This window comes from Limnospira sp. PMC 1279.21 (assembly GCF_032349615.1).
GTDB classification, from domain to species: Bacteria; Cyanobacteriota; Cyanobacteriia; order Cyanobacteriales; family Microcoleaceae; genus Limnospira; species Limnospira fusiformis.
Map to the genome: position 1 here is coordinate 11,776 of NZ_JARPLU010000031.1, position 25,804 is coordinate 37,579.

A 25,804-nucleotide genomic window follows, 5' to 3' on the forward strand; every position below is an offset into this window, starting at 1 on the left:
TACAATAAGATTGTACAGCCACTATTTTAAACAATGCCCAAGCCTCGAACATTATATGTTTGTCGTGAATGCGGGGCCGAGTTCTCCCAATACTTTGGTCGCTGTTCCAATTGTCAAGCCTGGAATTCTCTTGTAGAACAGGTGGTTGAACCATCCCCCACGCCGTCTCTACAGCGGTTTAGTTGGAGTGAGTTGGGGTCTGGGTTAACCGAGGATACTGTCAATAAGCCCAATCAAGGACAACCGAGATTATCATTTAAGCTGTCTCAGATTTCTGATCAGACTCAATCGCGCATCCCTTCTGGATATGGAGAGTTAGATCGGGTGTTGGGAGGTGGCATTGTTCCGGGGTCGTTGGTGTTGATTGGCGGTGAACCTGGTATTGGTAAGTCTACTTTACTGCTACAGGTGGCTAATAGTTTATCCCATCATGCCCGGGTGCTATATGTGTCGGCGGAAGAATCTGGTCAACAGGTAAAATTGCGATCGCAGCGTTTATGGAATGCTCCATCAGTGGCTAGTGTAGCTGATGATGATGCTCATGACTTACAGACTGACAATGATGCACAAGTAAATAACCACCATAGTTCAGATGCTGTGGAAGTTACTAATGTTGACCCGTTTACCCAACAGTTACGCAACCAACACCCTCAACAGACATCCCTCGCTACAGGAAATGGTCATTTATCTTCTGCTCAGTCGCCACCGGAATTATCCCCAGAGTCGGAAAATGGTAAAAATAGCCATGATTCTCGGGAGGAGGCGGATTTATTTTTGCTCCCAGAGACGGATTTAGAGGTCATCCTGCGGGAGTTGGAATCCCTTAAACCCACTTTGGCGATCATCGATAGTATTCAAACTATTTATTTCGCTAGTCTAACATCGGCTCCCGGTTCTGTCGCTCAGGTGCGGGAATGTACCTCGGCTTTGATGCAGGTGGCGAAACGGGAAAATATTACTTTGTTGATTGTGGGTCATGTGACTAAGGATGGCAGCCTGGCGGGTCCCAGGGTTTTGGAACATTTGGTTGATACGGTATTGTATTTTGAGGGCGATCGCTTTGCGTCTCACCGTCTATTGCGATCGATGAAAAATCGATTTGGCGCTACCCATGAAATTGGCGTGTTTGAGATGGTTTCCCACGGGTTACAGGAGGTTTCTAACCCGTCGGAATTGTTTTTGGGAAATCGCGATGATTCCTCGCCGGGAACTGCCACTATTGTCTCTATGGAGGGAACTAGACCTATTGTGGTCGAGATCCAGGCTTTGGTGAGTCCTGCTAGTTATGGGTCGGCGCGACGGACGACTACGGGGGTTGATAGTAGCCGTTTGATGCAGATTTTGGCGGTTTTGGAAAAGCGCGTTGGTATCCCTCTTTCTAAGTTAGATGCGATTGTCGCTTCTGTGGGAGGGTTAAAGGTGGATGAACCGGCGGCGGATTTGGGAGTGGCGATCGCCATTGTCGCTAGTTTCCGCGATCGCCTTGTTGATCCTCGCACCATTTTAATCGGCGAAGTCGGATTAGGCGGACAGGTGCGCCCCGTGTCACAATTAGAGTTAAGATTGCGGGAGGCGGCTAAGTTGGGTTTTAAACGCGCTATTGTACCCAAGGGACAAAAACCAGAAGATTTGGGAATGCAAATTTTACCCGTGGGTCGAGTAATTGATGCGATTCTTGCTTCTATCCCTACTCAACCTCCCAATGTGTCTCAGAGTTTTGATGATGATTTCGATGATGATGATATCGGTTTTTGAGTTAAGCTCAAAGTAGGTATAAACTGCTAGTTTTTCAGTCCGTTGTCAAGGGGGGGGAATTTATTATGGCTCATACTATTGTTACTGATGTCTGCGAAGGGGTCGCTGATTGTGTTGGCGCTTGTCCCGTGGCTTGTATCCATCCCGGTCCCGGTAAGAACACTAAGGGAACTGATTGGTATTGGATTGATTTCGATACTTGTATTGATTGCGGGATTTGTTTACAGGTCTGTCCGGTAGAAGGCGCTATTGTAGCGGAAGAGAGACCAGAGTTGCAACAAACTCCAGAATAACTTGAGGTGACGATCACTTTGTGTGTTTATGATCTTGGCGATCGCCCTAACAATGAACACTAATCTACACCATTACAACTCGAATTATGATACAGCAAGCGATCGTGACTACCAGTGGTGATGTCCTCAATGTGCGTTCTAGTCCCTATGGTCCCGTTATTGATACTGTTGAACCCGGAACTGTGGTCGAAGTGATCGGAACTCCTGTTCCTCAAGGAGGGTTGACTTGGGTTCCTATTGGTGGCGATCGCTGGGTATCGCGAGAGTTTTTAACTGTTCATAACCCCACCACTGAAACTGATGATCATCTCGCTAATACTATTGGCGGACCGAAAATTGTCGCTACTCAAACACAAGAGACCATCGCTGGTGGTCTAAAGGTCTATCACACAGAGTTATTTGATGCTGGGGGATGGTTAGTTAATACAGTCCGCTGTATCTCTGGTCGTATCGGTCAGCAAACACCATCAGACCAGCCTGGATCTCAAACACCCATTCCTTTTGGGGTTTATACTTTTGATATACCAGGTTCCGTAGAATATGCTGGCGGCGAATTTGGCGGGGTTTGGTCAGCAGTAACTCCCACCTTTGAAACCGATCGCGGCGGGTTTGGGGTTCATTATGATCCTTCCGTTTTTAAGGATAATGAAGAAACCGGAACCGCTGGCTGTTTGGCTACTCCTACTATTGAAGAACGGGATCTGATGACCGATTTTATCCGCACCCATGCTCCCACTCATTTGATTATTCAACCCCAATTAATCGATAATGGACCCATTACAGACCCGTCAGAGCGTCAGAGTTCGGGTCCGGTAGGGGTTCCTGAAGACTAGAAGACCAAATATCATCTATTTCCGGGTTGAACTTTGGCGATATTTCCGAGACTTTGTTTATATCTAACCGATTTTGTTCTTGGAGTTTGACTAATTCTTCCTGATAGGTAGCAATGAGGCGAGCTAAACTTAGGGCGATCGCATCCCAAGCCTCATCGCTCCTGATTTTATCGGCAATCCCCTGAAACAAACCCTCTTGTTTACTATTTTTTACATATTCTTTCAGACGAGAACCAGATTTTTGTATAGCCGCTTGGTAAACATCACCATTTGACCACCAGATCCCCGGTTGATTCAGTAACCAAGTGAAAATATACTCCCGTGCGTGTTGTTCGCGAACCCAAGTAGCTAGATACTTCAATTCATCCATTTGTCCCTCCGACCCCATATTGGCTCTGAGTGAGATTTGAGATTGTCCCTGATTCATTCTACATTAATGCTCATCCCGTGGCGATCGATTTTCATCTCCCCTAATTTACTCAAAGGCGATCGCCTTCCCGTCCAGGTGGGAATAACTGCGATCGAGCATTTAAGGGGGTTCATAATTCCAGACATTGTGAACCCCGATCAACTGTAGTCATTAGACAGAATTAATCATCAATTAAACCGCTAACATAGCCTTTCTATAAACCATTTCCACAACCTCAGCCAGAAGCTTCATTCCTTCCATAATCTCCTCATCAGTAGCAGTCAGGCTAATGCGAATACATTGATTTTTGTGCGACCATTCTTGTTGTAATCCTGGGAAAAATGAATTGCCAGGAACTACGATAACACCGACTTTTTTAAGCTCCTGATATAGTTCCAAGTCTGTGATTGGCAAATCCTTAAACCAAATCCATGCAAAAATAGCACCTTCTCCCCGATGCAAGAACCAGGGTAAATCCTTCGACATCGCATCATTTAACGTCGCTTCTAATATCGTAAATTTCTGGCGGTAGTAGGGACGAATTACCTCAACCGAAATATCCGATAAAGCACCTGATCCAATCGCTCTAGCTGCTATAGCTTGTCCGTAGCGGGGGGAGTGAATACAGGCGTTCGTTTGGAAGGCTTCCAAAACCCTAATCACATCTTCATTACCAATAGCCACACCTAAACGCTCTCCGGGTAATCCGGCTTTAGACAAGCTGATACAGTGGATAATATTATCAGCAAAAACCGGATCCATGTCCGTAAAATTCAAAGCCGGGAAAGGGGGAGAATATGCGGAATCTACGAAGACTGGGACATCGTAAGGGGAGGCTAAATCTGCGATTTTTTGCACTTCTTCGGAGGTGAGAATATTGCCGCTAGGATTACAGGGACGGGAAAAAATAACGCAGCCTGTATCCTCATTAATTGAGAGTTGATTAAAGTCGGGACGATATTTAAACCGATGGGAATTTTCGTCTATGTCGAGGGTGGGTTGATAAGCACAAACCGCCTCGGGAATAAGACTAACGCCGCCGTAACCTGTATAGTCTGGACTGAGGGGAAGGACAATGTTTTTAAGGTTTCCCTGGCTGTTATAACCTCCGAAGGCGTTGGCGGCGTAAAAGTAAATTGATTGACTTCCGGGAGTGACTAGGATATTGCGATCGCTTAAATTTAACCCATAGCGAGAGTTAAAATCTTCCACAATGACATCAATAAAAGGTTTGTACCCTTGGCTAGAACCGTAGCGACAGACCACTTCGCCATATTCGGGACTAGATAGCAGTTGCTGAGTACATTCGCGCCAGAGTTGTTCGACTTCTGGTAAGATGACCGGGTTTCCGGCGCTTAAATTAATAAATTCTTGACCTTTACCAGAGCGCAACGTTTCGATAATATCTTTCATAATAGCTCGGACTCCCGTTAAACGAGACATCCGATCGCCAAAGTTCGTCAAAGCCGGATTCATAGTAAACTTCACCTATAATTAACTAGAATAGATTTTAACCAGACCTGGAGACAGTGGGGAAGCCAAGTAGCCAGTTTGTATTTTGTCCGGGTTGGGAGTGCAGGTCAAGTTAAAAAGTGTAACAATTTGGGGTTAGCCACATTTGATTGTGTTATAATGCCGCACAGAGCCGGGTTACTTGATTAGATTGGGAAAACATAATTAAACTCATCTAGCCTAGCTTGATAGACCGAGTAGAACCCGCGTCCAATCCGCGAACCATGCAGACACACGCCAAGGAGAACCTAGACTGTGGAGATACTCGCTGGAATTTTCGCCCTTTTGTTTGTCATCGGTATTGTTGTCGTCATTCTGGTGGCTATTGTGGGTGTCCAGGCTTATAATAGCCTAGCACGTCTACGCAGACGCTATCAAAATGCCTATGCTCAGATTGATGTTCAACTCAAACGCCGCCATGATTTAATCCCTAATTTGGTCGAAACAGTTAAGGGTTATATGGCTCATGAAAGGGGAACCTTAGAAGCTGTTATTGCGGCTCGTAATGCTGCTGTGACCGCCACGAATCAAGCAGCAGCCAACCCTGGTGACCCCCAAGCCATGCAACAGTTAGGACAGGCGGAAGCTGCTTTAACCGGTACATTAGGAAGGTTATTTGCTCTATCAGAAGCCTACCCAGATTTAAAGGCTGATAAGTCCATGGATCAACTCATGGAAGAGTTGCGATCGACTGAAAACAAGATTGCTTTTGCGCGACAGGCTTTTAACGATGCCGTAACTGTTTACAATACCAAAAGAGACGTATTTCCGAGCAATTTAGTCGCTAGTAGTTTCAACTTCCAAGAAGCTCAATTACTAGAAGAATCATCCCCCGAGGTGAAAGAAGTTCCTAACGTTTCCTTCTAATTATGAATTTCTTTGAGCATCAAGACCAAGCCAGACAAAACACCGTTTATTTGCTGGGTCTGTTTCTGGTGGCTGTGATTGTGATGATAGCCCTATTATATGGGGTGGTGGTATATGCACTGCACGATAATTTTTTGATATGGCGACCAGAACTATTGTTGTTAGTAGCCTTGGGAGTGGTGGCTACTGTGGGTGGGGGAAGTGTCTATAAATCCATTCAATTACGGGGGGGAGGTAAGGTAGTCGCTGAGGATTTGGGGGGAACATTAGTCGATCGCATGACCGGAGATGAACTGGAAAAACGACTACTTAATATTGTAGAGGAAATGGCGATCGCCTCTGGAATTTCCGTTCCCGAAGTGTATGTTTTAGGGGAAGAAAAGGGAATCAATGCTTTTGCGGCTGGATTTACTCCCAATGATGCAGTAATTGGGGTAACGCGAGGTTGTTTAGAACAACTCGATCGCGATGAGTTACAAGGGGTAATCGCCCATGAATTTAGCCATATTCTCAATGGAGATATGCGCCTAAATCTCCGACTCATCGGAGTTATTCAGGGTTTAATCCTGATATATATTATGGGTCGGGTAATGTTAAGAGGTAGTTGGTGGGGGGGTAGTGACAACTCCTCGTCAAAAGGCAAAGATTCGGGCTTGATTATTGGTTTAGGAATGGTAGTTATTGGTGGGATCGGCTTTTTTTGCGGTAGGTTAATCAAAAGTGCCGTTTCTCGACAACGGGAGTTTTTAGCGGATGCTTCCGCAGTTCAGTTTACCCGCAACCCTGACGGTATTAGTGGCGCACTACAAAAGATTGCGGGCTATAAATCTGGTTCTAAGGTAACAAATCCTAGGGCTGAAGAAGCTAGTCACCTGTTTTTTGGGGAGGCTTTTACAGGGATTTTTGAGAGTTTCGGACAAATCTTTGCAACTCATCCCCCTGTGAAAGAAAGGGTTAAGCGTTTGGAAGGTTTCGCGGGTCGCACTTGGTCGGTGGAAGAAACCGGAAATAATGCTTCTATGTCGTCTATAGCTTCCGGTAATGAAATGGTGGCGGGGTTTGCGGGTTCATCGCCTCAACCACAGCCGCAACCGGAGTCCTTGTCGGTTTCACCGGATCGGGTAGTCGCCGGAGTGGGAACTACCAACCCTAAACACCTTGATAATGTGCGGGGGTTTTTGGCGGATATCCCCGAACCTGTACGCATGGCTACCCGTGATGTAAATGGGGCGATCGCCATTATTTATAGTTTATTGTTGCATACAGACCCAGAAGTGCGCGATCGCCAAATGTCTTCCTTGCGAGAGTCCTCCCCGCCGCCAGTGTTGGAAATGATCCAAAACCTGAGTCCTTACCTGGAGAGTTTGAACGCGCGGACTCGTCTACCGTTGATTGATTTAGCCATACCTGCTTTGCGTGGTGGAAGTGTTAGCCAGTGTACCCAACTGCTGAAACAAGCCAGGGTTTTGATTAAAGCTGACAATCATCTGAGTCTGTCTGAGTATGCAATTTTTGTCGTGTTGCGTCAACGGTTGACTAACTACTTTCCCACCACACAGCAGGAACCTAAAGTTAAGTTTACTGAGATTAAACAGATTTGGTCCGATTGTGTTATTGTGTTATCGGCTTTGGCTCGCGTCGGCCAAGATTCTCCGGGGGCGGTTGATATGGCTTTTCAAGCCGGACTGTTGCGCCTACCTAGAAATTCCGGGGAAACTTTACCCACTCAACCCGGTGAATATAGTTTGACTCAAGTTGGTGAGAGTCTCAAACGTCTGGAACTCGCCGCACCCAAACTTAAACAGGCGGTGGTTGATGCTTGCGCCTATACTGTCCTGGCTGATCACCATGTCACCTTAGACCAAGCCGAGTTACTCAGGGCGATCGTGATTTCTCTTAACTGTCCTATTCCACCATTTTTAGACGCACCCAGCAGCGCCAATCAGAGATAGAGTGGAGACAATTATTTTTCTCCACTCTAGCAAGTTATTAACCAGGACTGTTGATCGCCTTCCATTCCAGAACCACTGGAGACGGCACAGCGATCGCAGATTTTGTTTGAGCGATCGAAAGGTTAAGCTCAATTTGATCGGCTTGGGAAATTTTGGGCAAAATATCGGTTAAATCGTATTGTCCAACATTCGGGCCGGGTGCTTTTTCGCCAAACTCATCTACCGCCTCAAGTATCCTACCATTACTGAACACAATTTGCAACGGTTCAGGATGATTAAATGTTACCGAACCCGGAAACCCCACCAAACGCAAACTAACGTCTTTTACCTCCCCATTTTTGACCCGCTTAAACAGAATGACCTGCCAAGAATTACCTTGATGATCTCTCAAACTATGGCGAGATTTATAAAGTATCTGTCCGGGAGCCTCCTCCTGTTGTTGAATTAAGGCGATCGCTGTTTCAGGCGAAACCATAACCAACAGCAAAGGGAGGATAATTAGCAACAAAATCGACACCAGTTTTCTGACATTAATCAACATTAGTTCTAACATCCCTTTAAACAAAGCTTTGATGCCAACTGATTGTTAACTTAACCATTTAGTTATAATAACAGATAATCACATTAAATGGGGCTATTTCTTCCAGTATTCTGGTGTCCCCGGCTGGGAGTATATTTGCTTATATAGCAGTTCCCGGACTGATGAGGTACTTTTCAAAGCCCCTCTCCTTTTCTGGGAGAGGGGTTTGGGGTGAGGGCTGTATTTGATAGATATGAGAAGCGCTATAGTGATGATTAATTATCACAAATTAGCGCTGTTTACACACTAACATAGTCATATCATCATGAACTTGATGATCGCCGATGTATTCCATAACATCATTAATAATAGACTGTCGAATTTCAGCAGCAGTCAGATGACGATTTTCCGCTACCACTTCACAGAGTCGAACTACTCCATAGTGAAGCTGATCAGCATTTTCTGCCTCAGTAATACCATCAGTATATAAAACCACCACATCCCCAGCATTTAAATAGGTAGTATAATGGCTAATAAACTCCGATATATCATCAACCAATCCAATCGGGAAACCCAGATCAATAGTTTCGATACGTTGCACATTTCCATCAGCACGAACTAAAATTGCTTCCTCATGTTGACCACAGATTCTGATTTATTCATCTTCATAATCAAGCAATACCAGAGTCATATTTTTATCACAGTTCATTCTTACCACATTGAGGTAAATAGTTCGATTAAGAACATCCAAAAATCTGACCCGATCAGTTTCTCCCGCTTCCAGTAAAGTTCGGACAGCAGTTTGAGCCATTAACATCACCATACCACTTTCTAAACCGTGTCCGGTGACATCTCCCATGCAGATAGTCACCCCGCCGCCAAAGGCGAGAACATCATAATAATCTCCTCCTATGTCTGTAGCAGGTTCCATATAACCCGCAATATCAAGGTTTTTAATGTCCTGAAGTTCCGCTTCACTGGGTAACAGCAAACGTTGTAGACGGCGGGTAATTTCCAACTCCATATTCAGAGATTTATTTTCATAATCTAGCTGATGATTAAGCATTTTAATTTCTTGATATGCTAAAGCCAGGGACTCTTGAGATTTTTGCCTTTCAGTAATATCTCTAAAAGTGCCAATCATAAATGATCTGTTTCCTAATTTAGCCTGATTTAACGTAACTTATACCGGAAATTGAGAACCATCAGCCCGCCATCCTATAGCCGACTGACAAGGAGATTTTAACCATTTTTCAATTAGCAAACTATCCCAATTGTAGGAATTATCATCAGCCCTCACCAATTTCCTAATTTCCATCCCAATCAACTGTTCTTTCCCATAACCAAAGATAGCCTCAGCACTAGGATTAGCGGTCAACACCACCAGAGAAGATACCGTAAAAGTAAGAATAGCATCAGTAGCAGTCTCCACGATCGCCTCCGTTTTTCGCACCGCTGCTTCCAAAGCATCCATTACATAATTATAGCGGCTGGCAATTTGTCCAACTTCCGTAAATGGTTCCACCGGAACCCGCAAACTCAAATCCTTAGTTTGAGCTTGAAAGTCCATAACTTTAAACAGTTCATAACTATCTGTTTTAGCGCGATGTTCATAAATGTTTAGTCCCATATTTTCCCCTTCTTCCGAAACTCGCAAAGGGTAGAATTTATTGATAATTAACAGCAAAATCAAACTGAGTAAAAATCCCCGGATAGCACCACTGACTATTCCCAACACTTGTACAGCTATTTGACCAAAGCGATTTAAGCCTGTATTTAGCACATCTAATCGCCCAAATAAACCCACTGCCAAAGTCCCCCAAACTCCTGCCCCCACATGAACCGCCACTGCATCTACAGCATCATCAATGCCCCACCTAACTAATTGTTTAGATACCTCTGTAGCAATGATAGCTCCCAAGGCTCCAATGATTATGGCTGGCAAAGTTCCCACCGCATTACAGGAGGCAGTAATTGCTACCAATCCAGCCAGAGAGCCATTAATTAAACATTCTATTTCTACCCAACCTGTGCGCCATAAAGACACAAATAAATTGACTAACATTCCCGCGACTCCGCCTAAAATAGTATTCACAATAATCACGGGAATTTTATCGTTGACCACCAAGGCGCTACCACCATTAAACCCTAGCCAACCTATCCAAAGTAGCATCACTCCTAACACCGACAAAGGTAAATTAGACCCATGAATTTTACGGGGACTTTTACCTTGAGGAAATCGGCCCGCTGCGGGGTCCAATTACTAATAAAGCAGCCAGGGCTACCCATCCCCCGATACTATGAACAACAGTAGACCCCGCAAAGTCGATAAACCCTAACTGATCTAGCCAACCATTAGCGACACCATTATTTAAACCATTCCAAGCCCAATGTCCAAAAATCGGATAAATTAACCCAGAGGTAAAGCCAGCGACAATTAAATAGGCTTGAAATCGCATTCTTTCCGCAACCGCCCCAGAAACAATGGTGGTGGCGGTGCTACAGAACATAGTCTGAAATAGAAACAAAGCAGCTACACTGGGGATGTTGCTAACATCTAAAACAAAGTAACTAGAACCAAATAGTCCTAATTGGGAGGTACCAAACATTAGCCCATAGCCGATCGCCCAAAATAGCCAGACAGAAATTCCGAAGTCAGCTAGGTTTTTGATGGCAACATTAATGCTATTCTTGGAACGGGTTAACCCCGACTCCAAACACATAAACCCGGGCTGCATCAGGAATACTAAACTTGAGCAAATTAGCAGCCATATCAGATCATTCATGAATTATAAGATGGTTGGAAAAGGTGGCTGTTCAATATTTATAGGATTAAGCAATCAATTCAGGAAAGAATCGAAATTATGTACAATTTAGCAATTATTGGTGGTGGCATTGTCGGACTATCTACTGCTTATTCATTAAGTTTAACTCATCCTAGGGCTAAAATTATCATCTTGGAAAAAGAAAAATCTTGGGCTTTTCACCAAACTGGCAATAATAGTGGGGTTATCCATTCGGGTATTTATTATAAACCAGGTAGCCTCAAGGCGACTCTCTGCAGTCAGGGAAATTTATCAATGGTTAACTTTTGTGAACAGCATGGGATTAAATATGATGTTTGTGGTAAAATAATTGTGGCTACGGAACCGGAAGAATTGCCCTTGTTAGATAATCTGTATCAACGAGGCTTAGATAATCAAATTCCTGTGGCTAAAATCACGCCGGAAGAGGTAGCAGAAATTGAGCCTCATGTGCGTTGTTTGGCGGCGATTAAAGTTGGATCTACGGGGATTGTTAGCTATAGTGAAGTTAGCGCCAAATATGCAGATTTAGTGGCGGAAAAAGGGGGAAATTTACGGTTAAATACTAAGGTGCATAAAATCACGGAAACTTCCCAGGGTTTAGTATTAGCCACTAATCAGGGAGAGTTTGTCACGGATTTTGTGATTAATTGCGCTGGTCTTTATAGCGATCGCATTACGGAATTAACCCAGGTAAAACCCCCGGCTAAAATCATCCCATTTCGGGGAGAATACTATGAGTTAATCCCGGAAAAAAGATATTTAGTTAAGAATTTAATTTATCCAGTTCCTAACCCCGATTTCCCATTTTTAGGGGTGCATTTTACGCGGATGATTGATGGTTCGGTACACGCGGGACCGAATGCGGTTTTAAGTCTGAAGCGGGAGGGTTATAAAAAAACTGATGTTGATTTGGGTGAATTAATGGAAATTCTGACTTATCCAGGACTATGGAAACTGGCTGCTAAATACTGGAGTGATGGTGTGGAAGAAATTATCAGGTCTTTTAGTAAAGCGGCATTTGTACGGAGTTTACAACGATTAATCCCGGAAATAACAGGGGAGGATATCATCCCCACCCATGCGGGAGTCCGCGCACAGGCGTTAATGCCTAATGGGGGATTAGTGGATGATTTTCTAATTGTAGAAAAGCCCCGTGCGCTTCATGTTTGTAATGCGCCATCACCAGCGGCGACGGCTTCTTTAGAAATTGGGAAAGCGATCGCTCAAAAAGTCCCCAATTATTCATAAATTGATTTCCTCGCAGTCTTGGGCGGATCATGAAGTGTTCATTTATATTTCTCCGACTACCTTTTTGATTATTATAACAATAAGGGAATTGCTTTTGAAGAGTTAACCCAGAAGCGGGGTTTCTTTCGGTGCAACTCCCACAGGGTTGGAAGATAGCGATCGCCGCCCTGTTAACAGCTAATGAATGCCTCCCGTCGCTGAAAAAGTCCCATGGCCACCATAAACGGATCTAGGGAGTGATGACCCAGGCGAGGACACCATTATATATATGGCCCATTTAGGCTCTCTAAATAGTGTTCGTTGCCTGTTCATAAATATTTACAATAAAAAATTGTATTTTGGTTGACAAAAAAACCGCAAATTTGTTATGTTGGTTGTCAACTTAGGTTAAGCGCCGAACTGATTTTCGACTGGGCAGTGACAGCGAAGCATATCCCCAGTAGTGCGCGTCTAGTTTCTGGCTTGAACGCCATCTGTGGTGGTCTAAAAGAACTTAATCTAAGTGGGGATATGGTGCATCAAGTATATAGCGTCAACTGGGCTTGAAAATCAACCCAGGAAGATGGTCTTAGTCTCAAAAATTAGCCAATGTGATCTATCCAGCATCATGATCGCGCGGTCATGTCATGGTTTGATGTTGCTGGGGAGCCGATGTGGTTGAATTTAAACCCGGCTGATTAGTAATACCCAAAAATCCGCTCTACCAGTGGAAGAGGGGGCTAGTTTTTGATGACTTTCGATGGCGGTGTTACGTCACCGACTCTAGTTCTGTAGAGACTACGATTTCGATATTTTATTGCCTTTCAAAATTAAGGACTTCAATCATGGTGAAAGTGTACTTCAGGACAGTCACTAACAATAACCAAACCTATGGCAAAGGGTACTTTGTCTACGGAAATTCCCAAACTGCGAACGACCAAGAGATAGTCTACCACACCGATTTGAGGGAGTTTGTCTACACCGACCCGGACACGCAAATCGATCTGAGTAAAGGCGCGAGAGGAACGCTGCACTTTGTGATTGGTGGGAACCCTGCCAATGCCGTCCCAGCCCGGAGTGTATTTAACATTGAAATGGCCGACCCGGTTGGGAACTTGCAAACCACAGCCAAAGAAGGCTCCCAGTCTTGCCGTCCCGGCCAACTAGGTTTGACCAATAAAGCTGGTATCTGGCTAGAATGGCCTTCGATTGGCGATGCAGCCCCCTCCTGGTGGGAAGGGAAACCAGATGGCAGTTCCAGCGAAGGCGAGAAACCGACCCAGCCCAGTGGGGGTTCAGAGGAGCCACAACCGACCCCGCCGAATGTTGACTGGTCTAGTTTCATACCACCACAGGGTGGCTGCGCCCCCACACCCCCAGGCCACATAAAGATAAAGATTCCGTATGACATCGGCAAGCGAGATTTTCCGAATAGTTACTTGCCGCAAGTAGACTTGAGCAAAATGAATCTGAGCGGTATCGATCTGAGCTTTTCCTACTTGTGTGCGACTAACTTAGGAGCCACTAACCTGGTCGCGGCTAATTTGGGTTACGCCTATCTCTGTCACGCCTATCTCGGCTATGCCAATCTCAACTATGCCTATCTGGGCTATGCTAATTTGTGCTGTGCCGATTTAAGCTACGCGGTTCTCAGCCAAGCGGATCTGAGTTTTGCTAACTTGTGTCAGGCGAAGCTAATTGGAGCCCAATTAAACCAGGCTAGCTTGGCTTACGCGAATTTCTGTTACGCTTATCTGGGCTATGCCAATCTCAGCTATTCCTATCTTGGCTATGCTAACTTCTGTGGTGCTGACCTGACAAATGCGGACTTGCAAGGAACCGACATGACTGGGGCTAACTTCACCAATGCCAACCTGACAAATGCGGACCTGCGGGGAGCCAACATCACTGGGGCTAACTTCAGTAATGCGAACCTCACGGGGGCTAAACTTGATGATGCCCAGAAGCAACTGTTAGGAATTGCCTAATAAAGGTAATCCCAACGACAAATTATTCTACCGTTGATGGTATCAATTTCCCATGGTTGAAATCCATCCTCAAACCCGGTTACATTGTCTGGTGTGACCGGGTGGGGTGAGCTTTTTGTCATTGATTGATGGAAATAAGTGGCTATCCCTAGGGATAGCCTCTGTAAAGATTGTCAATTGGCTTTCTTTGCCTGTCTAGCACTAGGCAATGATGAATAATGCCAAGATGTATCCGATTTTAACGGTGGTGATCTGCCCTTCGATCTGCCCTTCTAGCTGTACTTGATCAATGTTTGAATTGCTGTTCAATTGGCTCGGTCTTAGCCCTCCATCCAATTTAGTCTTTTGGGGAATCCTGTTATATTTTACGGTTTGGGGAATCCTGCTCAATTTGATGTTTTTAGGGATCAAGAGTGACTCGGTATCGGATCAGTTGGAAAAATCTACTTCCTCGATGTGGCATCCGCAACGCTTCCGGAACGCTCAATTGGGGGAAAATGGCTGTGGGAATGGTAAGTCTGTTGTGCCATTTCTGAGGACTGAGGAAACGGACTCGGCTGGTGAATTACAGTCCTGTGTTCCCCAAACGATCGCGGTTTCTGAGGCTAATGGCGATGTGGCATCCGCAACGCTTCCGGAACGCACTCCCTCATCAAATCAGCCAATCAGCATGGCCAGCACTCCCCAAACCGCCACCATTGCAGTCAGCGATGTGGCATCCGCAACGCTTCCGGAACGCATTCCCGACGGTAAAAATAACCGAGGTTCGATTCTGCCGGAGGATGCGAACCTGGAAGCGGACTTAAATACGGTGTCGGAGGCGACCCTCCCGACACCCTACCCGGCTCAGTTTGATAAAACCATTATTAACCAAGCACTAGAAGACTCCCGGATAGCGATCGGGGCAAAAATTCAGGAATTTATTGGCAGGCGACGAGAAGTTATCGGTTCCTACGAACCGTTATATGATTTGTTGCTCGATTACCCGTTTCGGGGAGGTAAAATGCTGCGCCCCACCATGTGTATTAGTGCGGCGCGGGCGGTGGGTGGCATGGGACAGGTGGCGCTATCGACGGCCGCGGCTTTGGAACTGTATCACAATGCGTTTCTGATTCACGATGATATTGAGGACGGGTCAGAGTCGCGCCGGGGAAAAGGGACGTTACACCACAATATTGGGATTCCCCGGGCGATTAATGTTGGGGATGCAACCAATGTACTGGCTGTGGGTTTGTTGCTGGAAAATTTATCGGCGATCGGAGTAACCAAAACTCTGAATGTACTCCACGAAATTGAGTTTATGGCGCGTCAATCGGTGGAAGGACAGGCGATGGAATTGGATTGGGTGGCAGAAAATACGGACAATTTAAGCGATCGCGATTATTTTAAAATGTGCGTCAAAAAAACCTGCTGGTATTCTTTTATGACACCCTGTCGCATCGGTTTGATTGTGGGGAATTCCTCGGCTAATCCTCAAGATTTGGTGGAACCTTTGGCGGGAGTTACTCGGTTTGGCATGATTTTGGGCATTGCTTTTCAGATCCAAGATGATTTATTAAACTTGGTGGGAGATATGAAGGCTTATGGGAAGGAAATTGGCGGAGACATTTACGAGGGAAAACGCACTTTGATGCTCAATCATGCGATCGCCCACAGTAGTCCGGTCGAATCCCGCCGAATGTTGGAAATTCTCGCCACCCCCCGACCGGAAAAGACCCCGGAACAGGTAGAATTTGTTATGGAACAAATGCGCCAGTATGGTAGCATCGAACATGGCTGGGCTGTGGCTCGTTCTTTGGCTCAAAAAGCTGCCGATATTTTGGACAGTCTGGATTTTATGGAGCCGGAAACTCCGATCAGACCCGGTGAAAAATGGCAGACTCCGGTTCACGATCGCCGCTTTCTGAAAGAATTAATTAACTATGTGATTTATCGAAATTTATAGCATTTTGGGGGGTTATGATACGAGCCATAGCCCCTGGCTCATTTTAAGGAGGATTGACCAACCATAAAATCAAGTTGTATTGAGGAAGTTATTTTACCATAAGATAGAGAGATTGTCAAGATGATCGAAGATAAAAACCCGATCGCAATGCCCCCCCCAGTCCAAGCTGAAATTCACCCAGGCGGTGAACTGGTGCTGAGACTGTCCCTGCATAATGGTAGCGGTGAAACTCTACTGGTGCGACCAGTTTTAGATAATTGGCTCGCCGATAACGGGGAGATTTTTGCCACCATTAATCCGGTGGAACCTGACTATATTTATCTAGGTTCTGGTGCGGGAAACGCCACTCAAACTGTGACGGTAAAACTACCTTTAGAACTGCAACCAGGACAGGTTATTAAAAGTTGGCTAAGATTTCCCGGATTACTGGAAGAACCTCTGTTAATCATCCTAAATGTTAAAGCTAAAATTGCGGAGAAAAAGCCTAGAGAATATCTGGTTAATATCAGCTTTCCATCGAGAGAATTAGCGGATCATAAATCGTCAATTTATGATGACATAACCACCCAAAATGCCTGGGGATTGATTTCGGCATTGAACGACCTCGATCGCATTCCTTCTCGCTGGCTGGTGGCAGAATTATTAGTAGCCATCAGCCAAAAAGGAGAAGAATACACCTGCACCCCAGAGGGTTTAAAACGGCTCTCGCAACTGCGAAAAACGGCTTTTTTCTCAACTGTATCGACAGTGCTGGCCACGGCAAAAGTCCCCGATTGGATTTCGGAAACTTTATCGATGTCCGGTCAAGTCCTCAAGGGCGATCGCCGGGAACAACGTCTGCTTTATATTTGGGAAAGGTGGCTGTTGAGTTTGGTAGAAAGCGACGTAGAAGCCCCAGAAACGGCTAAACCCATCGTCGCCCCATTATTTGTAGCCACAGAATTTGTGGCTAAACTGGGAACAGATAGCGATCGCTGGTTGGGTTATTTTCTCCTAGGATTGATGTCATTGTCGCCTCGAATTGCCTCCCATATAGAGGCGATCGCCACCCAGAAAATTGAGCCATTAAACCCAGCCACCCCTCCCCCCCAAACCATAGCGGGTTGCTTGTATCATTTAGGGACGCGATTGCCAGAATTAGACTTACTTCCGGCTCGTTGGTTGGTGTTAGAATTATTGCTAATTTTCGCCCAAAAAGGGGACGACTATGCCAAAACCCCCCCAGGTCGAATGCTACTGGATCAATTGCGACTCACCCGGTTCTGTAAAAATGGGGTTTTGAGTTTAGCCGCCGCCTCCGTCCCCCGTTGGATCGCCGTCAGTCAAGCGACGGCTACCGCTTTTCACAATTCCGTCGGGACTCCGGCTTCTAGGGGGGGTTTGCTCAAGTTTTGGGAACAGTGGTTGTGGGATATTGCTGGTTCCCCAATCCCTAATTCCCAGACTTCGGCGGCGGACTTGGTGAACCAATTAGGAATAGATGGGGAGGCTTGGTTTCTCAAGATTGTTTTGGGAATCAGTTGTGTTTCCCCCAGGATAGCTACGACATTGCAGGCGATCGCATCTACCGCACCGTCTGTGTCCCCAACCGCCCCAACCCCCATCCCGCCAATTAAAGACGTTCTCAGCGAGCCAGGTTCCCTACAACGATAAGTTATCCACCGCCCAATTTTAGTTAATTTTCTCAGAAAAAATGACCATTGACGAACAAAAACTTGCCCGGGTGGAACAACTGCGAATCCCTCTCGACGACCCCACCGCACCCCTAGATTGGAAAGATTGGTATCATTATGTATTATTGGATCCTGATACTCAGATTAGAGTCCTCGTAAATCTGACGGCGATCGCCAGACCGGGAACTGGAGAAATTCAAACCAGTTTGATGGTGACAGTTCCGACTGATTTTCTCGACTCAGACTGTCGCCCTGCGGCCCCTTTTGCCAGTTTCGGAACGACTTTTTCCCAAGAGTGGAACCCCAGTCAAATCAGCCCGGAACCCGTACATTGGCAAGGTCAAGGGATGGAATTGCAAGTAAACGGAACCCAGACGCGGTTAGAAGTACAAGATCAGCGATCGCAGCTATTCATTGAATTGGCGGCGACAGCTACAGCCACTCCCCTATTAGTCACGGAAAATTCACCGTTTGGCAGTGGATTCATCGGCTGGGGATTAGTACCGGGCTTACAGGTGAGAGGAAACTTATCCGTTGGTGGGCGATCGTTTCCCATTCACCCAAACTGGTTTTGCTACCACGATCGCAATTTTGGCCGCTTCCGCTGGGGGGAAGATATCGGTTGGGAGTGGTTCGTCGCTTTTGGCACCTGCATTGATGGCACCGCCATCACTTTGGTATTGGACAGACGCACCAACAAAGACCATTCGCAAGGGGGTTTTCCCTATATTTTTATTTATGTGAATCATCAATTGCGAAAAGTGTTTTTGGGTGCCACTTTACAGATTAATTGGGACTGGTCGGAGCTGCCTGTTATTCCCCCCAGGTTGCCGGGAATTATGGCGCTATTATTTAGCGATCGCTTATTGCAAACCCCCAGCGCCTTGGAAATTATCGCCGCTGATGACCAAGACCAATTGCTAATTGAAATTGATTTTGAGTCGGTAGTAGAATTAATCGTCCCCGACAATCAACAACGGCAATATACTTTTATTGAAGAACTCACCGGCCGCGCGGCCGTTACCCTTCAACTCGGAGAAAAAACATGGCTCGCCACCGGCTTAGTTTATGGGGAATATGTGATCTGAGAATCATTGGGGGAGTCGGAATATTTGGCGGGTTTCCGACTCGGGTACTGGCCGATAAGGTTGGCGATCGCATCACAAGCCGTTTCTACGCCATTTTCCGCCCCGATCGCTTCTCCAATGGCAGCGGCTTTTTGGGCATATTGTTTTTCAAACAACAGTTGTCGAAGTTCGTTGGCTACCAACTCCGCAGTATATTGTTGGGGTGGGAGCATTCGGGCGACCCCCAGGCGGACGACGCGGGCTGCATTTTCTGGCTGGTCGTACTTGTGGGGAACCACCAGCATTCTCCGCCCCGATCGCAATGCTTCTGCTGTGGTTCCCATGCCGCCATGATGGACAATCGCCGCCGCCCTAGGGAAAATTTGCCCGTGGGGGGCATAATTGACGGCGATCGCGCCTTCAGGCAATTGGTCGGGTCTGACACTATCCGCGCCAGGGCCCATCATTAGCACTGACCGATAGCCCAACTGGTGGGCGGCGATCGCGCTAGACCAGTAAAAATTACCGGGAGTCCATACCACCGTTGAACCCAAAGTAAACACTATCGGTGGCGGCCCGCTGTCTAAAAACTCTCTCAGTTCCTCAGATAACCCCTGATTGGACGGGCGATCGTAAAACGGAAACCCGGTGACGACAGTTTGCCTGGGCCAGTCCGGTTGGGGTCTGGCAAAAACCTGGGAAAACAAAGCCAGCACTAAATCGGGGGAATGCTGCCCTTCAAACAGGGGATCGGGGCCTGGTGGCAGTCCCAACGAACTCCGCAGTTGACGCAGGGGGGCACTCCAATGGCGAAGCCGACTGCGGAGTTGGCGTTGTTCGGCATCTTTGGCGACCCATTGCAAACACCGTTCATACTCCGAGACTGGGGAAGCGATCGCCTCGGTGCGTGAAGCGAAGCTATCGCCCCCAGGCGAATCGTAAACTGACATAAAGGCTGATAGAACCGTTGAAATCCAAGGAATTTGGGTTTGTTCGGCGACAATTCGACCGGGCAAAATCAGCGGATGAGTTATTAACAAATCCGCCCCCCGTACCGCTGCCATCAAGTCGGTGTAAGTCGCCCGCAAGTGGGGCATCAATTGATAACAAATAATGTATTCGACCTCCCGTTGGGAGTCCATTAGCATTTGCATGAACTTGTTATCCTGTTCCCATATCCTTTCCCTCAAAGGGTGAAATTCGATTTCCTCCGCCGCCACATAACTTCGGTATTTTTCGGCGGCGGCGATGATCGGCTGATACCCCCTGGCTTTTAATCCTCGGGCGATCGCCAAATAAGGATACAAATCACCCAAAGAACCTGATGTTGCTAATACGATGCGATCGACCATGTTTAATTCTGAAAATCCGGCTGAAATTCTATTATAACTTTAACCGATGAAAAACTCGAACCAACCATCCCGGCTTAAATATTCATATATTTTCTCATTAAACTTCCCAACGTCAATACCATCATGTTGACCGTCTAAACAGAAGGGTAGGTCCGGTGTAAGCAGCCAACTGGTAATCGGCAGCGATCAGAAACTGAACAATTTCGTGAGCGAGAGGATGCATAAGATTGAAATCATGTGCCTCAACTGCAATGATATAAGGCCGATAGCGATCGATATCTAAATTCAGAATAATATCCTTGTCTAAACCTTCGCAATCAATGTCTAGGAAACCAATTTCTGAATCTTTAATTTCGTCGGGAAGATAAGTGTCAAGTAGCTGGTTAAGGGGGAGTACCTTCACTTTTTGCTTGCCCATAAACTCCCATCCGTGTCTAATGAAATATTCGGCCATATCCCCATTAAAAGTGTTGATAGCACCTTCGCGGAAACAATAGATTTCTGACTCCCCTTCATAAGAAGCAACACCTAGATTTAGATTGATATCCTGGGGACGTTCCTGTTCAAATAGTTTCACAGATTGAGGATTGGGATCTACATTCATACCTTTCCATCCCATCATACTCAAAAGCTTAGTGTTAGAAAATCGACTGGGATGATAAGCACCGATGTCAACATAGTAATTGCTAAATAGGTTGGATTTATTTCTGGAAATCAACTCTAAAATTAGAGTATCTTCACCAAATTGTGACCAAGAAATACAAAGATTTGGATCGTGGACTACTGACAAAAAAAACGGCACACCAAATTTATGGAATAATTCAGATAGCATATCAGAGTAAACCTATGAAAATAAAGGTTGACAAAATCGAGGGAATCCGACCCGATTTCGGGGCATCAGACAAAAAACAAAACCATTATGATGGGGCTTTATCTACCCCCATATTAGTCTGTATGACACATCTTAGCACCGTTCTAAGTGGCTCAGATGATCCGATGGTTGACCCTATTTTTTCGCCTTCGAGTCTGGATAAATTTGGGAGCGGGGAAAAGTCGAGATGCCACGGCACAAAGAATAAAAATAATTACCCCCTCCAGAGTTAGTTTTTCAGCCTTTCTATTTCAGTTCCACCTCAATATTTAGCACGTCATTTGGGACATTCATAATCAATTCGCCCTGGGGGGTTATTTGTTCTTCCAGAGACAAAACTGGGGGAGGAAAACTGGGACGGAACCACAGATCGTCAAATTCTTTCCACAGTCGCTGTAGTTGAGGATTAATGGCACTTTCGGCGACAATATCCATGGTGAGTTTATGAATACCTAACAACTCTGATAAACTTCCCCGCAAATGAATTTTACCGATCGCCACCCCTTGATCTAACGTCAACCGACCACCAATTAAATCTCGTAAGGTTTCGGCTTGGCTGCCAAAATTCAAGGCTTCCACTGACTCTAAATTATCGGAATTATCAGTAATATCTACCTGGATAGGTTCGCTGTGATTGGCATTTAATCTCAACTGAATGCCATCAATTTCTATGATCGCGGTTTTACCAGCAACGGTTTGAACAAAGCTATGCCAAGTTAAACCCCCTTGACTCCGCAAAATTTCCACCAAACGACTCAGCCAAATCGCTAACTGTTGGGGGGAACAATTCAAGGTATCAATCATTGGTAATTTTTGAGATTTCAGAACCTCATCTCCATGAAAAATTAAGCCATTGTCAATATTATACTGCTGATGTGAGGGAAATCAAGACCAAAAAGGATTAAATAGGGGAGAAATTCCCCATCAACCTGGTAACTTCGGGGACAGTTGGGCTTAACCAGAAGAGTTAACCCAGAAGCGGGGTTTCTTTCGGTGCAACTCCCACAGGGTTGGAAGATAGCGATCGCCGCCCTGTTAACACCATAGGAATGCCTCCCGTCGCTGATAAAGTTACCCCTCGGCGGGCGGCTTTGGCGGGCTGGGAATTAGCCAGGGTTAGTTGATAGTTTAACATGACTGTTGCTAGGACTAATTTTAGCTCATATTGAGCCAAAGCCATACCAATACATTGACGCGCACCGCCACCAAAAGGTAAATATTGATAAGGGGAGTATTTTTTATCTAAAAATCTCTCTGGTTTAAACTGTTTGGGGTCAGGATAAATTGTCGGATCATTATGGGTTAAATAGATAGCGCCAATCACTTCTATATTGGGTTCTATGTGATATCCCATCAGTTCCACCGCTTGAGTAGTCACCCGGGGAAATGTCACCATGGCGACTGGATAAATTCGCAGAGTTTCTTGACAAATTGCTGTTAAATAAGGTAATCTATAAATAGTCATCGGGTCGGGATTTGGGGGGAGGGTTGCTAACTCTGATAAAAGGCGATCGCGCACGGTAGGAAGTTTATGCACCCAATACAAAGACCAAGCCATGGCGGTGGCGGTGGTTTCGTGTCCGGCGAATAATAAAGTTAACAGTTCATCCCGTAGTTCTTCATAGGTCATCTGTTCCCCATTTTCGTCCCTAGCGGACATCATCAAATTGAGAATATCGGTGCGATTTGGATCGGGATTTTGGCGACGTTCTTCGATTTCTTCTAACAGTAATTTATCGATATCGCGCCGCAAACCTTGGAAGCGCCCCCAGGGACTCCAACGCCCTAAATCTTGTTGTAAAATCGGGAAAAATAAGATACTCGCCCTAATAGGAGAATCAGTCACAGCGACCAGTTCGGTGGTTAATTTTTTCAGGCGATCGTAACGGGGTCCCTCGTAGACTCCAAACACAGCCTGAAGAATGATAGCCAGGGAGATTTTCTGCACATAATCTCGCGCCAGAAAAGTCTTGCCAATTGGTAAAGTGTCGCCGATTTTTGTGGTCAAATCACAGATTAATTTACCATAATTAAACATCCTTTCCCCATGGAAAGGCGGCATTAAGAGTTTCCGCTGTCTTAGGTGGTTTTTATCATCAAGTAAAATCACGGATTTATCCCCTACCACAGGTTCTAGAATACGATTAGATGAACCAGGGGCGGTAAATTCTTTAGTATCGCGGGTGAGGATTTCTTGGATAGCTTGGGGGTGGGAAACAAAGACGACTGGGCGACCCGCAACGCCGATTTTAGCTGCAAAGACATCTCCATATTTACGGTGACAATTCTCCATATAACCAAGGGGGTTAGTTATCCACTGTATTTTTTGGATAGTCGGATGATTTTGCGGACCGTCAATTAATTTCATGGTGGGATTGAGATTCTAGGATTTTGAGTCAGACCAATCTAGTCCTATTTATAGCACATCTTCCCGGAAGCTGCCATATATCATAGCTTAATCTGCATCAGGTAGAAGGATGGAAATAATCATAAATTTGTCGGGCTAGTTTTTCGCCAATTCCGGGAACTTCCGCCAGTTGTGTGGGGGTTGCCATGCGAATATAATCAATAGACCGAAAGTGACCTAATAGCAATTTTTGGCGGTGGTGTCCGAGTCCGGGAATGTCATCTAAATGCGATCGCTTCATGCGTTTACTGCGTTGGTTACGATGGAAACTAACCGCAAATCGATGGGCTTCATCTCGTAGTCGTCGCAATAATTGTACCCCAGGTTGTTCAGGATGGGTAGTTAATGGTTGAGACTCACCAGGGACAAAAATTTCCTCTCGGCGTTTGGCTAAACTAATCACCTTCAACTCTTCTAAAATATCCAGACCTTGCAAAACTTTCACGACGGCTGAGAGTTGACCTTTCCCACCATCAATCATAATCAAATCTGGCTTATCCTGGGGTTCTAAATTCTGATAATCTCGAAAACGGCGACCAATTACTTCTGCTAAACTGGCGAAATCATCAGACCTTCCCGAATGCACATCAGGATTTTTAATTTTATACTGTCGGTAGTGTTGTTTGGCGGGTAAACCATCAATAAATACCACGCGGGAGGCGACTGCATCAGAACCCTGAATATGGGAGATATCATAACCTTCTATGCGGTGGGGAAGGTCGGGAAGGTCGAGAATTTCGGTTAAGTCTTGGAGAGATTGATGATGACGATCGCTTAATTTTTGCAGTCGCATTAACTCATAGTTAGCGTTGCGTTCGACCATTGCGATTAAATCGAGTTTGGCTTGTCTTTGGGGAGTAATTAAGGTAACTTTCCGACCTTTGCGATCGCTTAACCAATCTGCTACTAACTCCCCATCTTGTAAACTATATTGTAGCACAATTTCGCTGGGAATTTCCACAGCATCAACGGTTTGATAATGTTCCTGTAAAACCCGCTGAATAATTCCCCCCAACTCTAGGGAAGTCAAGGCTGTTTCACTAGGGTAAACTTTCGCCAAAAAGCCTAATCTACCTACCAAATGTCCGGCGCGGATTTGGAAAAGTTGCACGGAGGCTTGTTGTCCGTCAGTAGCCAAAGCGATCGCATCAAGAGACACCGTTTCATCAGGAAGGGAAACTTTTTGGTCTTGGTTGAGAGACTGTAAACCTTGAATGCGATCGCGGAATTTGGCGGCGGTTTCAAAGTTTAACTCAGCGGCGGCTTGTTGCATTTGCGCGGTTAAATTTTTGATAAGTTCTTCTGTGCGTCCTTGAAACACCATCGCCACTTTTTGGACAATTTGATGATAATCTTCTGGGGAGATCATCTGCTGACAAACTCCCGGACAGCGACCTATATCATAATTTAAACAGGGACGGTCTTTAAACAAAGGTTTAGGACGTTGACGCAGGGGAAATAGACGCTTAACCAATTGTAGATTACTTCGCAATAGTCCGGTATCTACATAAGGGCCATAATATCTATCTTTGGGATTGCTTAAATTACGTTTTCGGGTAATAAAAATGCGCGGGTATGGTTCCGACCAAGTAATACACAGATAGGGATATTTTTTATCATCCTTGAGTAAGACATTAAAATGAGGTTGATGGTTTTTAATCAAATTAGCTTCTAAAGCCAAGGCTTCGGCTTCGGTATCAGTAACGATAAATTCAATATCTGTCACCTGTTGAATCATTAAGTTAATCCGGTGACTATGTTTCTGGCGATCGCGAAAATAGGAACGCACCCGCGATCGTAATTTTTTCGATTTCCCAATATACAGAATATTCTCATTACCATCTTTCATGAAATACACACCCGGAACCGGGGGAATTTCTTTTAATCTCATTTCTAGGCGATCGCTATCTTCAATTAGTGGTATAATTGTCATAGTAGTTTATTTAATAGTAGGGTGCGTCAGACACCGATACAATTATCAATTATAGTCGGGTTTCTCCCCCAGAGGTCAAGAAACCCGGCTTCTCCCTCAGAAGTCAAGAAACCCGGTTTCTCCAAGAAACCGGGTTTCTAAGCAATTGGGTTTCTCCCTCGGAAGTCAAGAAACCCGGCTTCTCCCTCGGAAGTCAAGAAACCCGGTTTCTCTAAGAAACCGGGTTTCTAAGCAATTGGGTTTCTCCCTCGGAAGTCAAGAAACCCGGCTTCTCCCTCGGAAGTCAAGAAACCCGGTTTCTCCAAGAAACCGGGTTTCTAAGCAATTGGGTTTCTCCCTCGGAAGTCAAGAAACCCGGCTTCTCCCTCGGAAGTCAAGAAACCCGGTTTCTCA

The 25,804-nt window shown here is 45.6% G+C and carries 21 protein-coding genes and 1 pseudogene; 11 read left to right on the forward strand and 11 right to left on the reverse strand.

What is annotated here, in order from left to right:
- The first annotated feature begins 33 nt into the window (after positions 1–33).
- The 3 genes from radA (at position 34) to P5683_RS06945 (ending at position 2,881) form a co-directional block, all read left to right on the forward strand.
- A complete protein-coding gene (radA, locus tag P5683_RS06935) occupies positions 34–1,755 on the forward strand; it encodes a DNA repair protein RadA (RefSeq protein ID WP_315639469.1) in 1,722 nt (573 codons plus the stop codon).
- 65 nt (positions 1,756–1,820) lie between these two features.
- A complete protein-coding gene (locus tag P5683_RS06940; RefSeq protein WP_006623408.1) occupies positions 1,821–2,048 on the forward strand; it encodes a ferredoxin family protein in 228 nt (75 codons plus the stop codon).
- Between the two features lie 86 nt (positions 2,049–2,134).
- Positions 2,135–2,881, forward strand: coding sequence for an SH3 domain-containing protein (locus tag P5683_RS06945; protein WP_008054927.1), 747 nt, complete (start codon positions 2,135–2,137; stop codon positions 2,879–2,881).
- Here P5683_RS06945 and P5683_RS06950 read toward each other — a convergent pair.
- Positions 2,826–3,251: a hypothetical protein gene (locus tag P5683_RS06950; RefSeq protein ID WP_035760046.1), complete on the reverse strand. Its 426-nt coding sequence runs from the start codon at positions 3,249–3,251 to the stop codon at positions 2,826–2,828. The genes P5683_RS06945 and P5683_RS06950 overlap by 56 nt on opposite strands.
- A gap of 231 nt (positions 3,252–3,482) precedes the next feature.
- Positions 3,483–4,766 carry a valine--pyruvate transaminase gene (locus P5683_RS06955; protein WP_006623404.1) on the reverse strand — a complete coding sequence of 428 codons (1,284 nt, stop codon included), beginning with the start codon at positions 4,764–4,766 and terminating at the stop codon, positions 3,483–3,485.
- A 291-nt stretch (positions 4,767–5,057) separates the two neighbouring features.
- Here P5683_RS06955 and P5683_RS06960 point away from each other — a divergent pair, with 291 nt between their 5' ends.
- Positions 5,058–5,669, forward strand: coding sequence for a LemA family protein (locus P5683_RS06960; protein WP_006623403.1), 612 nt, complete (start codon positions 5,058–5,060; stop codon positions 5,667–5,669).
- A gap of 2 nt (positions 5,670–5,671) precedes the next feature.
- Positions 5,672–7,621 carry a M48 family metallopeptidase gene (locus tag P5683_RS06965; protein WP_008054932.1) on the forward strand — a complete coding sequence of 650 codons (1,950 nt, stop codon included), beginning with the start codon at positions 5,672–5,674 and terminating at the stop codon, positions 7,619–7,621.
- Between the two features lie 37 nt (positions 7,622–7,658).
- Here the strand turns inward: P5683_RS06965 and P5683_RS06970 are convergent, their stop codons facing one another.
- The 4 genes and pseudogenes from P5683_RS06970 to P5683_RS06985 all read right to left on the reverse strand — a co-directional run bounded on the left by P5683_RS06970 (position 7,659) and on the right by P5683_RS06985 (position 10,927).
- Entirely contained in the window at positions 7,659–8,174 is a 516-nt protein-coding gene (locus P5683_RS06970; RefSeq protein WP_008054934.1) for a DUF3122 domain-containing protein, read from the reverse strand.
- A 256-nt stretch (positions 8,175–8,430) separates the two neighbouring features.
- Positions 8,431–9,285: pseudogene (locus tag P5683_RS06975) on the reverse strand (PP2C family protein-serine/threonine phosphatase).
- A 39-nt stretch (positions 9,286–9,324) separates the two neighbouring features.
- Positions 9,325–10,401, reverse strand: coding sequence for a PAS domain S-box protein (locus P5683_RS06980; protein WP_006623398.1), 1,077 nt, complete (start codon positions 10,399–10,401; stop codon positions 9,325–9,327).
- Positions 10,367–10,927, reverse strand: coding sequence for an ammonium transporter (locus tag P5683_RS06985; RefSeq protein WP_235677530.1), 561 nt, complete (start codon positions 10,925–10,927; stop codon positions 10,367–10,369). Before P5683_RS06985 ends, P5683_RS06980 begins: the two co-directional genes overlap by 35 nt.
- A gap of 78 nt (positions 10,928–11,005) precedes the next feature.
- On the opposite strand from P5683_RS06985, the gene lhgO reads away from it, so the two are divergent.
- The 6 genes from lhgO to P5683_RS07015 all read left to right on the forward strand — a co-directional run bounded on the left by lhgO (position 11,006) and on the right by P5683_RS07015 (position 18,869).
- A complete protein-coding gene (gene lhgO, locus P5683_RS06990; protein WP_193520777.1) occupies positions 11,006–12,196 on the forward strand; it encodes an L-2-hydroxyglutarate oxidase in 1,191 nt (396 codons plus the stop codon).
- 342 nt (positions 12,197–12,538) lie between these two features.
- Positions 12,539–12,742: a hypothetical protein gene (locus P5683_RS06995; RefSeq protein WP_008054942.1), complete on the forward strand. Its 204-nt coding sequence runs from the start codon at positions 12,539–12,541 to the stop codon at positions 12,740–12,742.
- A gap of 278 nt (positions 12,743–13,020) precedes the next feature.
- Entirely contained in the window at positions 13,021–14,163 is a 1,143-nt protein-coding gene (locus P5683_RS07000) for a pentapeptide repeat-containing protein (protein WP_006623395.1), read from the forward strand.
- Positions 14,164–14,596: 433 nt separating this feature from the next.
- The gene (locus P5683_RS07005) at positions 14,597–16,108 is read left to right on the forward strand and encodes a polyprenyl synthetase family protein (protein ID WP_315639465.1); all 1,512 of its coding nucleotides are present in this window, start codon (positions 14,597–14,599) and stop codon (positions 16,106–16,108) included.
- Between the two features lie 120 nt (positions 16,109–16,228).
- Complete coding sequence (locus P5683_RS07010) at positions 16,229–17,761, forward strand: hypothetical protein (RefSeq protein ID WP_315639463.1); 1,533 nt, start codon at positions 16,229–16,231, stop codon at positions 17,759–17,761.
- 40 nt (positions 17,762–17,801) lie between these two features.
- Positions 17,802–18,869: a hypothetical protein gene (locus P5683_RS07015; RefSeq protein ID WP_006623391.1), complete on the forward strand. Its 1,068-nt coding sequence runs from the start codon at positions 17,802–17,804 to the stop codon at positions 18,867–18,869.
- Here the strand turns inward: P5683_RS07015 and P5683_RS07020 are convergent.
- The 5 genes from P5683_RS07020 to uvrC all read right to left on the reverse strand — a co-directional run bounded on the left by P5683_RS07020 (position 18,848) and on the right by uvrC (position 25,411).
- Positions 18,848–20,200, reverse strand: coding sequence for a glycosyltransferase (locus P5683_RS07020; RefSeq protein ID WP_315641760.1), 1,353 nt, complete (start codon positions 20,198–20,200; stop codon positions 18,848–18,850). The genes P5683_RS07015 and P5683_RS07020 overlap by 22 nt on opposite strands.
- A gap of 121 nt (positions 20,201–20,321) precedes the next feature.
- Positions 20,322–21,032 (reverse strand): FkbM family methyltransferase, encoded by a 711-nt coding sequence (locus P5683_RS07025; protein ID WP_111892454.1) that lies wholly within the window; start codon positions 21,030–21,032, stop codon positions 20,322–20,324.
- Between the two features lie 285 nt (positions 21,033–21,317).
- Complete coding sequence (locus P5683_RS07030; RefSeq protein ID WP_315639456.1) at positions 21,318–21,875, reverse strand: hypothetical protein; 558 nt, start codon at positions 21,873–21,875, stop codon at positions 21,318–21,320.
- Between the two features lie 163 nt (positions 21,876–22,038).
- The gene (locus P5683_RS07035) at positions 22,039–23,439 is read right to left on the reverse strand and encodes a cytochrome P450 (protein WP_006623387.1); all 1,401 of its coding nucleotides are present in this window, start codon (positions 23,437–23,439) and stop codon (positions 22,039–22,041) included.
- A 97-nt stretch (positions 23,440–23,536) separates the two neighbouring features.
- The gene (uvrC, locus tag P5683_RS07040; protein ID WP_006623386.1) at positions 23,537–25,411 is read right to left on the reverse strand and encodes an excinuclease ABC subunit UvrC; all 1,875 of its coding nucleotides are present in this window, start codon (positions 25,409–25,411) and stop codon (positions 23,537–23,539) included.
- Between the last annotated feature and the right edge of the window lie 393 nt (positions 25,412–25,804).